This is a genomic window from Mesorhizobium sp. L48C026A00 (genome assembly GCF_000502375.1).
Lineage (GTDB): Bacteria > Pseudomonadota > Alphaproteobacteria > Rhizobiales > Rhizobiaceae > Mesorhizobium > Mesorhizobium muleiense.
In genome coordinates this window covers 110,267-123,311 of the sequence record NZ_AYWU01000005.1, presented here as the reverse complement: position 1 = coordinate 123,311, position 13,045 = coordinate 110,267, and the positions used below count along the sequence as shown (strand labels likewise).

Below are 13,045 nucleotides of genomic sequence, written 5' to 3'. Positions count from 1 at the left end.
CATCCGGCTGATATTAGCGCTTCTTGCCGCCGCCGAACCCGGTGAGGAACGCAGTAAGATTGTCGCCGAGTTCGTCGCAGAGATAGCCGCCTTCCTGGACGATGACCGTCGGCAGGCCGCAGCCCACAATGGCCTCGCCGATGCGCGAGAAGCCCTGCGTCGTCACCGACAGACCGCCGAACGGATCGCCTTCGAAGGCGTCGAGGCCGAGCGCCACCACAAGCGCTTCCGGTGCAAAGGCGCGGATGCGCTGGAACGCCACGTCGAGTGCTTCGAGGAACGCGGCATCGCCGGATTTGCGCGCCAGCGGCAGGTTAAGATTGTAGCCGAGACCAGGCCCTTCGCCGCGCTCGTCGGCATGACCCCAGAAGAACGGATAGAAGCGCACCGGATCGGCATGCAGCGAGACGGTGAGCACGTCCGGCCGGGCATAGAAAATGCCTTGCGTGCCGTTGCCGTGATGCAGGTCGACGTCGAGGATCGCCACCCGCGCAGCTTGCCTGCGCAGCACCTGCGTCGCGACCGCCGAATTGTTGATGAAGCAGAAGCCGCCGGCGACGTCGGCAAAGGCGTGATGGCCGGGCGGACGGCACAGCGCATAGGCAGCCGGCGCGCCCGCCATTACCGCGTCGGCGGCCTCGACCGCGCTCCAGGCGCTCCACAGCGCGCTCCGCCAGGTCTCGCCGGAGATCGGGCAAGCGGTGTCGGCCATGTGGTAGCCGGCCTGGCCGACCGCCGAGGCCGGATAAGAGCCGCCCCGCGCGATCGGATGGATGTTGGGGATCACTTCGGCCGAAGCGCCTTCGATTCGCTGCCAGCGCGCGAAGATGTGCTCGAGAAAATCGAGATATTCGGGCGTATGCACAGCGGCAACCGGACCAAGCCCGTGATCTCTCGGCCGTTCGATCGTGCAGCCGGCAGCCTCGGCGCCGGCGAGCAGCCGTTCGACGCGCTCCGGCTCTTCCGGATTGGGCTTTTGGGCGCCGCTGGAGAGGAACGCCTTGGGATCGTGGCGCTTCTGCTCTTCGGCATAAAAGGCTTTCATGATTTCCCTCATTCCTCTGGTGCATCGGCGAAGGCAAAGAACGCGTCGCCGACGATCTTCTGCACCTGCTCGTAGCTCGACCAGGCAATGCCCAGCCTTTCGTAAAAGGCCTTGGCGGTTTCATTGTCGCTGTCGACGGACAGTCTGAGATAGGCGCCGCCGTCCTTCCGGCATTCTCGGGCGACACGCCGCAGCAGGCGTTCGCCGATCCTGCGGCCGCGAAACCGATCTTCGACATAGAGGTCCTGCACATAGACGCCGGGCCGCCCCATCCAGGTCGAGAAGATCGGGAAATGCAGGCACAGGCCGGCAAACTCGCCGTCGACTTCGGCGATAAGCGTCGAGAAGGCAGGTTTTTCGCCAAAGCCACAGGTGCGCAGGTCTTCGGGCGTAGAAGTGATTTCCTGGTGTGCGCCGGTATGCGCGCCAAGCCGCAGGATCGCGGCATGGATGGTTTCGACGTCCTCGATGCGGCCGGGGCGGATGAGGACGTTTGTTGATGGCGTAGTCACGACAGGCAGGGCGCCCAGGCACCCCCCTCTGGCCTGCCGGCCATCTCCCCCGCAAGGGGGGAGATTGGCAGCTTCGGTCTTGTCGCCAATACTGCAACGTCGGCAATTGGCGAAAGCCGCAGTGATGTCCGATCTCCCCCCTTGAGGGGGAGATGTCCGGCAGGACAGAGGGGGGTGGGACGGAACGCAAGCATCTCAGGCCATAACCATCTCAGAACGCCACCCGGTCACCGCCCTTGAGCGCCAGCATCTCGCGCGCCTCGGTGGGCGTGGCGACGTCCAGCGACAGCCCGTCGAGCACGCTGCGGATGCGGCGCACCTGGTCGGCATTGGACTTTGCCAGCTGGCGGCCGTCGTAAAGGCTGTCCTCCAGCCCGACGCGGACATTGCCGCCCATCGCCGCCGCAATCGCAATCATCGGCATCTGGTGGCGCCCGGCGGCCAGCACCGAAAACTGGTAGCTGTCGCCGAACAGTTTGTCGGCGATGCGCTTCATATGGACCAGATTGTCGGGATCGGCGCCGATACCGCCGAGAATGCCGAACACGAACTGGATGAACAGAGGTCCCGACACCAGACCTCGATCGCGAAAATGCGCCAGTGAATAGAGGTGGCCGACATCGTAGCATTCAAATTCGAAGCGTGTGCCGCAGCCCTTTCCAAGTCTTTCGAGCACGGTCTCCATATCGGCAAAGGTGTTTTTGAAGATCGTGTCGCGGGTCGCTTCCAGCAGTTTCGGCTCCCACTCGTGCTGCCACTCCCTTGACCGGTCGAGCATCGGGAACAGCGCGAAATTCATCGAGCCCATGTTGAGCGAGCACATTTCGGGCTCGGCCCTGAGCGGTGCGGCCAGCCGCTGGTCGAGCGTCATCAGCGAGGAGCCGCCGGTGGTGATGTTGATCACCGCTGATGTCGCGTGCTTGATGCGCGGCAAGAAATGCATGAACACATCAGGATCGGCGGTCGGCCGCCCGTCCTTCGGATCACGGGCGTGAAGATGCAGGATCGAGGCGCCGGCTTCGGCAGCCGCGATCGCCTCTGCGGCGATCTGGTCCGGCGTCACCGGCAGATGCGGCGACATCGACGGCGTGTGCACCGACCCGGTGACGGCGCAGGTGATGATGACTTTTCGCGGCGCCATGGCTCAGCCTTCGACCGGCAGGTCGAGTTCGCCGGCCAGCACCTGCAGCGAGTCACCGATGATGGCGACGATCTCGCCGATCTGCTCGGCCGTGACGATCATCGGCGGCGCCACCATGAAATTGTCGCCGTCGACCCCGCCCTTGACCTTTCGCCCATAGATGATCAGGCCGCGCTCATAGGCGAGGTCGAGCAGGCGCTGGGTGGCCTTCTTCGCCGGTGCGATCGGCCGCAGCGTATCGGGGTCGGCGACCATCTCGGCGCCTAGCAGCAGTCCCTTGCCGCGCACGTCGGCGACGAACGGAAACCGCTTGGCCAGGCCCTTCAACTCAGCCATCAAAAGATCGCCCATGCCAGCCGCATTGGCGATCAGGTCGAGACGGTCCATTTCGCCAAGCACGGCGAGCCCGGCAGCGCAGGCGAGCGGATTGCCGGCATAGGTATGGCCATGCTGGAAGCCGCCGGAGGCGAGCAGCGGCTGCACCAGCCGCATGGATGCCGCCAGCGCGCCGAGCGGCGCATAGCCCGAGCCCAGCCCCTTCGACAGCGCGACGATGTCGGGCTTGCAGTCAAAATGGTCGCCGCCGAGGAATTTGCCGGTGCGGCCGGCACCGCTCATCACTTCGTCATGGATGAGCAGGATGCCGTAGCGGTCGCAGATTTCGCGGATGCGCGGATAATAGCTGTCCGGCGCCACCAGCGCGGCGGTGGCAGCGCCGCCGACCGGCTCCATGATGAAGGCGAGCACGCTTTGCGGTCCCTCGGCGAGGATCTTCTCCTCCAGCATATCGGCGTAGCGGACGCCGCGCTGTTCCATCGAGAGATTGTCGCGGTCGCGCCAGGCTGCCGGCGCCGGCACGGTCGGCATGACCTGCATCATCGGCGCAAAGGTTTCGGCCAGCGCATCGTCGCCGGTGACGGCGAGCGCCCCGAGCGTGCCGCCATGATAGGAGGGAAAGCGCGTGATCACCTTCCAGCGGCTGGCCTGTCCGGTGGCGACAGCCCATTGCCGCGCCAACTTGACGCAGGATTCCGTCGCTTCCGAACCGCCCGAGACAACGAAGATCCGGTCCAGACCTTCGGGCAGTTTTCCGGCCAATTCCCGTGCCAGGTCCTCGGCCGGCTCGTTCTCGAAGTGCAGCCGATAGGCGAAGGTGGCGCGATCCATCTGCCGCTTCATCGCATCGAGCACGTTGCGGTTGGAATGACCGATATTGGCGACCATCGGTCCGCTCGACCCGTCGATGAAGCGGCGGCCGTCCTGCGTCCAGATGTAGATGCCTTCGGCGCGGTCGACCAGCGGCCGGCGCAGGCTGGACAGATAGAACAGATGCGACGGCAGGCGCGTCTCGGTATCCGGGGCAGGGGTCTGGGACTTCAGCATGTCAGGACTTTCCGAGATAGCGGTCGAGTACATTCCTGGTGACGCGCTCGACCATCGCGTCCTGCCTTAGCAGGCCGGCGACCCATTCGCAGCTTCCGGCGTGGAACACCTCGCCCTTGCCGCGCCGGAAATTGACGATCATGCCGTTGCCGCGCTTGACCTTGTCGAGATTGGCGTCGCTCGCCTCGCCGAACAGCGTTTCGGCGGTGAAGCGTCCATCCTCGTCGCCGAGAAACTGGTGTTCGAACGGGATGTCGGCGCTCTCCTCGACTTGCGCAGCCATGCCGACCGCAAGGATTTCCAGCCCATCCGGCGCGCCGCTGTCGGGCGTCGGGTAGGGCAGGCCGCCGTGGATCTCGTGGTCGAGCCCGTCGACCTCATAGCCATAGACATGGCTGTCGGCGCCGAGCAGGTCGCCGTAATAGATGCCTGTGCCGGCGAACGCCCAATGCTCAGGCCGGTAGACCGGAAAGCCGCGCACGCCGCGCGGTGCGCAACCGCCCCAGCCGGCGTAGATGCCCCTGGTCGCATTGAGCCCGAAGGTCGTCGCACCCGGCCGGCCGATTTCCGGTGCTTCCCAGGAGTTGGTGGCGCGGGTCACGTCGCCGCCGCGATAGACCGGATCCTCGGCGCGGGCGCGGTATTTGTAGCAGACCTGACGGCGGCCCTCGTCCTCCAGTCTGGTCTGCCACATGAAATTGCCGGCGAAGCGCGCCGCATGGCCGCCGCGCTCGACATAGGCGTCGACAGCGTCGCGCATCTCCCAGGTCCAGTATTCGTCATGGCCGACGAAGACGACGCAGTCATAGCCGTCGAGGATTTCGGGCGAGAAATGCAATTCGTGCTGGCTGGCAAGGTCGACCGCATAGGCGGCACGCTCTGCAAAACGAAAGAAGTGGCTGTCATAGCTTGCCCAGCCCGACGAGGCGTATTTCTTCGAATGGCCGGTGGCGAAGGCCCATTCCATATGCGGATAGCGCGGCACGGTTTTGGGCGCCACGGCGACCGCGAGCGGCACGCGCGGCGCCTCCTTCGGCAGGACAACAAAGCCGCGGCACCATGGCCGCTGCGTCGACACCATTGGGGCATACTGGTCGCGGTTCGGGCCGGTGATGCCTTCGTAATGATTGGAGCCGCCCCAAGTGTTGTAGGCAAGCCAGGTGCCGGTGGCGGCGACCTGCAGCACACGACCCCGTTTCTTGCCGGGCTGCGGGGTAACGATGAAAAGATGGTGGCAGCGGACCGGCTTGCCATCGCGGCCATCCGCCGTCAGCGTGACGCGATAGGCGCCGGACGGCCAGTCGTCGCCGACGCGGAATTCAAACGACGCGTCCCAGCCGCAGCCTAGGACCGAACATTGGTCGGGTGTATCCTGCCAGCGTGCCGCGATCCCGGCCTTCTCGAACATTTTCGTCTCGATGGCGCCGTCGCGGACGATCGCCATGCTGAAGCTGGAGGCCGTCGAGCTGACATGCAGCGTCACCGTCTCGCCCCGACGGTATGAGAAACGGTCGCTGTAGCACCAGACCTCGCCATGTTCGCCGTCCATGCCCGGCCACTCCCAGTAGTGGCCGCGCACCGCTTGCCGGCGCTGGTGGGGCGTCAGTCCGAAATCGGGGAATTCGGTCGGCAAGTCAGTCATGGCTACCGGCATGATCGAAGATCGCCATTTCGGCCATCTGCTCGGCAAGCGTCAATCGGAAACGATCGGGCCAGCGATAGCTGACAGCCGGCCTTGGCCTTGCCTGTCAAACCGACTATCTCTCAAAAGGCGGCCTTTTCCGCCGCGGGAGCCGACATGCTGAGAGTGCAAAAGGTCAGGGTGGACGACATCTACGTGCCGACCGCGCGCAGGAAGACGCTGCATCCCGAGACCGTTCGGCATCTGGCCGAGGACATTCTGGAAAACGGCATGAAGACGCCGATCCAGGTGCGCCACGACGGCAAGCGCCATATCCTGGTTGAAGGCCTGCACCGGCTGGAAGCGGCAAAGTGGCTCGGCGAGACCGAGATCGAAGCCTATCTGGTGCAAGCCAAGCGCCACTAGGTTTACGCGGCCGCCCGCCTAAATCGGTCTAGCGAGATTTTTCGCGAGACCGTGTCGGGCTGCGCGTTGCCCGCTCGTCCTTGAGACGGAAACCGGCATTCAAGCAACCCTTTTGCAAGCAAGTGAGGAGACCATCATGACGACCAAGCTCGACATCGCCCCCAGCTCCGACCGCGAAGTGGTTCTTGCCCGCATCATCGATGCGCCGCGCGAGAACGTCTATCGCTGCTGGACCGAGCCGACGCTCGTGACGCAATGGTTCGCGCCAAAGCCGTGGACGACGCCGCGCGCCGAAATGGACGTACGCACCGGCGGCTCCAGCCTGGTTGTGATGGCCGGTCCCGACGGCAACGAATTCCCGAACCCCGGGGTCTTCCTCGAAGTCGTGCCGGGCAAAAAGATCGTTCTCACCGACGCCTACACAAAGGCGTGGGAGCCGTCCGAAAAGCCGTTCATGACGGTCGTGCTGACCTTTGAGGATGAGGGCGAGGGCAAGACCCGCTACATCGCCCGGGTTGCGCATTGGTCGGTCACTGACCGCGAAGAGCACGAGAAGATGGGCTTTCACGAGGGCTGGGGCCAGTGCGCCGACCAGCTCGAAGAAGTCGCCAGGCGGCTTTGATATCGGCGGGACGCAAGGAGACCGACATGTCCAGATCGATGTTTTTCGCCATTTTCGCCTCGGCCGCGGCGTTGTTCGCCGCGCCGGGCGCCAGCAATGCCGAGGACGTAAAGCCGTCCATGACCAGCGAAACGAAAGCCATGCCGAAGCCGGCGAAATCCGGCCTGCTGCCGATCAATGGCCTGAATTACTATTACGCCGTCTATGGCCAGGGCGAGCCGCTGCTTCTGCTGCATGGTGGGCTCGGCACCACCGACATGTTTGCGCCGATCCTGCCAAAACTTGCCGAAAGCCGCACCGTCATTGGCGTCGACCTGCATGGTCACGGCCGCACCGCGCTCGGCGATCGGCCGTTGAACCTTGAGGCGATGGGTGACGACATGGCGGCGATCGTCAAGGCGCTCGGCTACGACAAAGTCGACGTCATGGGTTACTCGCTGGGCGGCGGCGTCGCCTTCCGCATGGCCGTCCAGCATCCCGAGACAGTGCGCCGGCTGGTGCTGGTCTCGACCGGCTATGCCTCGGACGGCTTCTATGCCGACATGCGTACTCAGCAGGCGCAGGTCGGCGCGGCGATGGCCGACATGATGAAGGACACGCCGATGTACAAATCCTACGTGGCGGTCGCGCCGCACCCGCAGGATTTTCCAAAACTGCTCGACCAGCTGGGCACCCATATGCGCAAGGACTACGACTACTCCGCCGGCGTGGCGAAGCTGAAGATGCCGGTCATGCTGATATTTGGCGACAGCGACATGTACCGGCCCGAGCATGAGATCAAGTTCTATCAGATGCTCGGCGGCGGGCTGAAGGACGCCGGCTGGATGCGCGAGAACCTGTCGCAGAACCGCTTGGCCATCCTGCCGAACCGCACCCACTACGACGTGTTTTTCGCGCCGGAACTGGTGGCCGCCGCACTGCCCTTCCTCAATGGCGAGACCAACGTCAAGACCTGGGACGAGATCGTCAGAGAAACGCACTGACCGCCTGACAACTGCCTGCCGGCCGTCCTCCCGCGAGATGGCCGGCGACGCTCGTTGCGCATCGCGCCTGATCGTACATTCGGCCTGCCGCATCACGCCAACAGATGGCGCCATAAAGCTTTTCAATTGACGCTCCTATCCCGGCAGCTACCTTCCTGCCAATCTTCAGAAAGACGGGCTAAGGCAATGGCGAAATATCAGGGTGGCTGCCTGTGCGGGGCAGTGCGCTACCGCACTGAGGCCGCGCCGATCAACGAGCGCGTCTGCCATTGCCGGCTTTGCCAGAAGGCGCTGGGCGCGGCCTTCAACGCCCGCGTGCTGTTCCGTATCGACGATGTGACCATTGACGGGCCGGTGGCGACGGTGAATTCCTCGCCCGATCTCAAGCGCGGCTTCTGCCCGGGCTGCGGCACGACGATGTTTTCCCGGCGCGACTCCGCCGGCATCATCGGCATCACCTCCGGCTCGCTCGACGAACCTTCCATGTTCAAACCGCAGATGCATATCTGGACCGCCTCGAAGCAGCCCTGGGTGCAACTCGACGACGAACTGCCGCAATATGAAGGCGCGCCCCCGCCCAACTGAGGCGCAGGGCGTGCCCAAATTTTTTTCGTCCGAGACACGAGATAGCCGGCAAAGCGTCATTGGCGAGCCATCATTGCCGCCTATCTATTGCCTGCGGGTCGGCAGTCGAAGGAGGCGACAGATGAACGACAGAATTAACACCCTGGATGAGCTTTTGAGCGATCCGATGGTCAAGCTGGTGATGGAGCGTGACCACGTGCAGCCGGCCGAGCTTCGCTCGCTGCTCGAAGAAAAGGTTCGCCGGGATGATGATGCGCCGGTCAATCCCGTCACCGATCGCCCCAACTCTGATCGCCTTGGCACCGACCGCTCCGTCCCGCCCGCTCATATGGTAGCCGAGAGCTGCCACAATCTATGGTTGTGCGGCTAAGCAGCGGCCTGCAGGCGTCGGCGATCCTTCGCGCGCCTTCGGTCCTGCGGCGTTTCCAGGCTCTCACCGCTACGGTGATAGAGCGAGCGCCTTGCCCAGCCCCTCTGCCCTAACAATTTGATTCAAACTTTGTTGGTAATTTCTTGTTAGTAATCCGGACTGGTTTGTCCGGCGGCGTTGTCTTGCCCTCGGTCTGTTGTGTTCTGCGTACAGGTCCAGATGCGGTTATCAGGCGTCGTCATCTTCTCGATCGCGTCACTTTGCCTTGCCGGCTGCACGTCCACGTCCGGCGTCGACGCGCTGCAAGTGCCGTCCAGCGAGACGACCAGTTCGGTTGTGCGGCCGCCCGCGCCGGTGGCGTCGGTCGGCGCTGCCGATGTCGAACCCGACTTCGCGCAGGAGGAGGCGACGGAGCAGACTGTGGCGATGGCCACTCCGGAGCCTGCCGAAAGCATCGAGCCACCCCTCGAGCCGATTGCCCTGGTGGCGCCGAAGCGGCTGGCACGGGCAGCACCGATGCTCGCCGAGCCGGTCCAGCGCTATCGTTTCCGTGACGCCAAGCCGATCAATTTCGGCAGGGCATCGCCCAGACACCTCGCCGTTCACGGCGTCGACGTCTCGCGCTGGCAAGGCAACGTGAACTGGGCGAAGCTGCGCGCGCAGGGCGCGAACTTCGCCTACATCAAGGCGACCGACGGCGGCGATCACCTCGACCCGATGTTCAGGAAGAACTGGCGCAATGCCGACGCCGCCGGCCTCAAGCGCGGCGCCTATCACTTCTTCTACTGGTGCCGCACCGCTGGTGAGCAGGCTGACTGGTTCATCCGCAACGTGCCGAGGGTCGAGGGCGCCTTGCCGCCGGTGATCGATGTCGAGTGGAACGGCGAATCCAGCTGCAAGCGGCGGCCGACGCGGCAAAAGGTGCTGGAGAAGATGCAGGTCTTCATGGACAAGCTCGAGCGCCACTACGGCCAGCGGCCCATCATCTACACCGCGCCTGATTTCTACCGCGACAATCTCAGAGGCGCATTTCTGGACTATCCATTCTGGCTGCGCGCGGTGGCACAGCACCCGTCAAAGGTCTATCCCGGCCGCAAATGGGTGTTCTGGCAGTATTCCGGCTCCGGCCTGTCGCATGGGGTGAGGGGCCGCATCGACCTCAACGTCTTCCACGGCGACGAGAGAGCCTGGCGGAACTGGGCTGGCGGGCGGCAGATGGTGGCCGAGGCGGAGTAGGCGGCCGAGGAAAGCGCCCATTCGCAGGCCAGCATGAGGTGAATATTGACGGACCTGGCCGCCTGTCGCGGAAGTGTCATCGATCCGTCATCGCATTGAAATGTCGTTCCCGCAATCAGGTGGCTTCCATTCGAACAGGAGACGCCACCCGTGCCCCGCCATTCCGCGCTTTTCGTCCTGACGGCAGCGCTTGCTGCCTCGGTTTCGCTGCCGGCCCATGCCGACATGATGTTCAACCGGGTCGCGAGCTTCGCAGTCGCCGGTAACCTGCCGGGAAACGTCGAGAACACCACGCCGACTTCGTCCGAGATCATCACGGCGAGCGAAGACGGCATGACGCTGGTTTATTCCGATAGCCCGCTCGGTGCTGTCGGCTTCATCGACATCGCCGATCCCAAGGCGCCCAAGGCCGGCGGCATCGTCAAGATAGCAGGCGAGCCGACCCGGTTGTGGTCATCGGCGGCAAGGTGCTGGCCGGCGTCAACACGTCGGAAAGCAAAGCCAGGCCTTCGGGNGCGGCATCGTCAAGATAGCAGGCGAGCCGACCCGGTTGTGGTCATCGGCGGCAAGGTGCTGGCCGGCGTCAACACGTCGGAAAGCAAAGCCAGGCCTTCGGGCAACCTCACCGTTATCGACCTTGCCTCCAAGGCGATCGAAAGCACTTGCGACCTCGGCGGCCAACCGGACTCGCTGGCGTTCAGCAAGGACGGCAAGTTTTTGGCCATCGCCATCGAGAACGAGCGCGACGAGGATCTGAACGACGGAGAAATTCCGCAGATGCCGGCGGGCGACCTTAGGATTTTCATGCTTGCCGAGGCCAGCCTGATTGCGCGACGATGAAGACAGTCAACCTGGCGGGCATTGCCGAAGTCGCTGGGGAAGATCCCGAGCCGGAATTCGTCGCCTTCAACGAGGCCGGCGAGATCGCGGTCACGCTGCAGGAAAATAATCACATCGCCATCGTCAACGCCGAAACCGGCGCGATCGTCACGCACTTTTCCGCAGGCTCGGCCACTCTGGACAAGATCGACACCAGGAAGAACGGTGCCTTGTCGTTCGATGGCAAGATCGAAAACGTCGCGCGCGAGCCCGACGCCGTGAAATGGCTCGACAATGACCGCCTCGTCGTTGCCAACGAAGGCGACTACAAGGGCGGCTCGCGCGGCTTCACGATCTTCAGCAAGAAGGGCGAGGTCCTCTACGAATCCGGTCCGTCCCTTGAGTACCAGGTCGCCAATGCCGGCCATTATCCCGACGACCGCAACAAGAAGGGCGTCGAGCCGGAAGGTCTCGAGACCGGCACGTTCGGCGAGGACAGGCTGATTTTCGTCGCTTCGGAGCGTGGCTCCGTTGTCGGCGTCTACAAGGACACGGGTGCGGAGCCTCGGTTTGTCCAGATCCTGCCGTCCGGCATCGGCCCGGAAGGCCTGGTCGCGATCCCGTCGCGCAATCTCCTGGTCACCGCCAACGAGGCCGACCTGGTCGAGGACGGGCTCGCCCGCTCGCACGTGATGATCTACGAGCGCTCCGAGGGTCCCGCCACTTACCCGATGATCACGGCAAAGCCCACGGCAGACGGCACGCCGCTCGGCTGGGGCGCGCTTTCGGCGCTCGCGGCCGGCGACACTGCCGGCAAGCTGTTCGCTGCCTCGGACTCTTTCTACGCCAACGCGCCCTCGATCTTCGAGATCGATGCCACCCAGACGCCGGCGCTGATCACCGGCAAGACCATCGTCACGCGTGATGGCCATCCTGCACAGAAGATCGACATCGAGGGTCTTGTCGCCGACGGTGAAGGCGGCTTCTGGCTGGCCAATGAAGGCGATCCGGCAAAGCTCGTCCCACACGCCATCCTGCGCGTCGACGACAAGGGCGTGATCAAGCAGGAAATCGGCTTCCCGACGGAACTGCTCGCCCACCAGAGCCGCTTCGGTCTCGAAGGCATCACCGCGATCGGCAAAGGCGACGACCTGACGCTGGTGATGGCCGTGCAACGCGAATGGGCCGACGACCCCAAGGGCCAGGTCAAGCTCTTGGCCTACAAGCCCAAGGCCAAGGAATGGTCGGCGATGCGCTACCCGCTCGAAGCGACCGAAGCTGGCTGGATGGGCCTGTCGGAGATCACCACGCATGACGGCAAGCTCTACATCCTCGAACGCGACAACCAGATCGGCGACCTGGCCAAGGTGAAGCGCATCTATTCGGTGGCGCTCGACGCCTTCAAACCGGCCAAGCTTGGTGGCGACCTGCCGTTGGTCGAAAAGACGCTGGTGCGCGACATCGTCGGTGACCTGAAATCAGCCACCAACGGCTATGTCGCCGACAAGGTCGAAGGATTCACCATCGACAAGAACGGCGACATCTTCGTCGCCACCGACAATGACGGCGTCGACGATTCTTCCGGCGAAACCCTGTTTTTACGCCTCGGCAATATCAGCGCCGTGAACTGAGGGTGGTTCTTTCCTTCTCCCCTTGTGGGAGAAGGTGGATTGGCGCGTAGCGCCAAGACGGTTGAGGGGTGCTGGACGGAGTGCGGTTTTTGACAAGCTGGAACACCCCTCATCCGTCGCCTTCGGCGACACCTTCTCCCACAAGGGGAGAAGGGGGAGCCAATCTCGAACGTCAGCGATTTGCGTACGATGGTGCTGGACGGAGCGCCAAGGCTGGGTAATCTCGCCCCAATGCCGCATCAGCCCGTCGCTCCGAAAAAACGTCGTTTCGCCCGCTCGATGCGCCGCGAGCCAACGGAGGCGGAAGACCGCCTGTGGCACGAACTGCGCGGACGCAGGCTCGATCGTATCAAATTCCGGCGTCAGGCTCCCGTCGGCAAATTCATCGCCGATTTCGTTTGCGCCGAGGCCAGGCTGATCGTCGAGATGACGGCAGCCAGCACGCGGGTTCGGAACTACGATCGGGAGCGAGACGCCGAATTGAAGGGAAGGAGCTTTCGTGTGCTGCGCTTCTGGAACGACGAGGTGCTGCGGGATTTGAACGCCGTCTGCGACACCATCATCGCTTATGTCCGCGATGAGAGTTTGCAGCCGTGGCGGTAGCGCGGTCTTCCCTTCTCCCCTTGTGGGAGAAGGTGGATTGGCGCGCAGCGCTGAGACGGTTGAGGGGT

General features: G+C 63.9%; 12 protein-coding genes and 2 pseudogenes. 9 read left to right on the top strand and 5 right to left on the bottom strand.

Annotated features, from left to right (window positions below; all coding sequences use genetic code 11):
- Positions 1-13: 13 nt before the first annotated feature.
- The 5 genes from X738_RS52930 to X738_RS52910 all read right to left on the bottom strand — a co-directional run bounded on the left by X738_RS52930 (position 14) and on the right by X738_RS52910 (position 5,723).
- Entirely contained in the window at positions 14-1,045 is a 1,032-nt protein-coding gene (locus tag X738_RS52930; RefSeq protein ID WP_023798221.1) for a histone deacetylase family protein, read from the bottom strand.
- 8 nt (positions 1,046-1,053) lie between these two features.
- Positions 1,054-1,557, bottom strand: a complete 504-nt coding sequence (locus X738_RS52925) for a GNAT family N-acetyltransferase (protein WP_031254578.1) — start codon at positions 1,555-1,557, stop codon at positions 1,054-1,056.
- Positions 1,558-1,768: 211 nt separating this feature from the next.
- Positions 1,769-2,698 (bottom strand): 3-keto-5-aminohexanoate cleavage protein, encoded by a 930-nt coding sequence (locus tag X738_RS52920; protein ID WP_023798219.1) that lies wholly within the window; start codon positions 2,696-2,698, stop codon positions 1,769-1,771.
- Between the two features lie 3 nt (positions 2,699-2,701).
- Complete coding sequence (locus tag X738_RS52915) at positions 2,702-4,081, bottom strand: aminotransferase family protein (RefSeq protein WP_023798218.1); 1,380 nt, start codon at positions 4,079-4,081, stop codon at positions 2,702-2,704.
- 1 nt (position 4,082) lies between these two features.
- On the bottom strand, positions 4,083-5,723 hold the full coding sequence (locus tag X738_RS52910) for a N,N-dimethylformamidase beta subunit family domain-containing protein (protein ID WP_023798217.1): 1,641 nt from the start codon (positions 5,721-5,723) through the stop codon (positions 4,083-4,085).
- Between the two features lie 156 nt (positions 5,724-5,879).
- On the opposite strand from X738_RS52910, the gene X738_RS52905 reads away from it, so the two are divergent.
- The 9 genes and pseudogenes from X738_RS52905 to X738_RS52870 all read left to right on the top strand — a co-directional run bounded on the left by X738_RS52905 (position 5,880) and on the right by X738_RS52870 (position 12,977).
- Entirely contained in the window at positions 5,880-6,128 is a 249-nt protein-coding gene (locus X738_RS52905) for a ParB N-terminal domain-containing protein (RefSeq protein WP_023798216.1), read from the top strand.
- A gap of 136 nt (positions 6,129-6,264) precedes the next feature.
- A complete protein-coding gene (locus X738_RS52900) occupies positions 6,265-6,750 on the top strand; it encodes an SRPBCC family protein (protein WP_023798215.1) in 486 nt (161 codons plus the stop codon).
- Between the two features lie 26 nt (positions 6,751-6,776).
- On the top strand, positions 6,777-7,733 hold the full coding sequence (locus X738_RS52895) for an alpha/beta fold hydrolase (RefSeq protein WP_023798214.1): 957 nt from the start codon (positions 6,777-6,779) through the stop codon (positions 7,731-7,733).
- A gap of 186 nt (positions 7,734-7,919) precedes the next feature.
- Positions 7,920-8,318, top strand: a complete 399-nt coding sequence (locus tag X738_RS52890) for a GFA family protein (RefSeq protein ID WP_023798213.1) — start codon at positions 7,920-7,922, stop codon at positions 8,316-8,318.
- 121 nt (positions 8,319-8,439) lie between these two features.
- Positions 8,440-8,688 carry a hypothetical protein gene (locus tag X738_RS52885; protein ID WP_023798212.1) on the top strand — a complete coding sequence of 83 codons (249 nt, stop codon included), beginning with the start codon at positions 8,440-8,442 and terminating at the stop codon, positions 8,686-8,688.
- A 219-nt stretch (positions 8,689-8,907) separates the two neighbouring features.
- A complete protein-coding gene (locus X738_RS52880) occupies positions 8,908-9,924 on the top strand; it encodes a glycoside hydrolase family 25 protein (RefSeq protein ID WP_023798211.1) in 1,017 nt (338 codons plus the stop codon).
- A 150-nt stretch (positions 9,925-10,074) separates the two neighbouring features.
- Positions 10,075-10,368 (top strand): annotated as a pseudogene (locus X738_RS84640) (esterase-like activity of phytase family protein); the annotation flags it as partial.
- 102 nt (positions 10,369-10,470) lie between these two features.
- Positions 10,471-12,374: pseudogene (locus X738_RS52875) on the top strand (esterase-like activity of phytase family protein); the annotation flags it as partial.
- Positions 12,375-12,605: 231 nt separating this feature from the next.
- Positions 12,606-12,977 (top strand): endonuclease domain-containing protein, encoded by a 372-nt coding sequence (locus tag X738_RS52870; protein ID WP_023798210.1) that lies wholly within the window; start codon positions 12,606-12,608, stop codon positions 12,975-12,977.
- Positions 12,978-13,045: the final 68 nt, after the last annotated feature.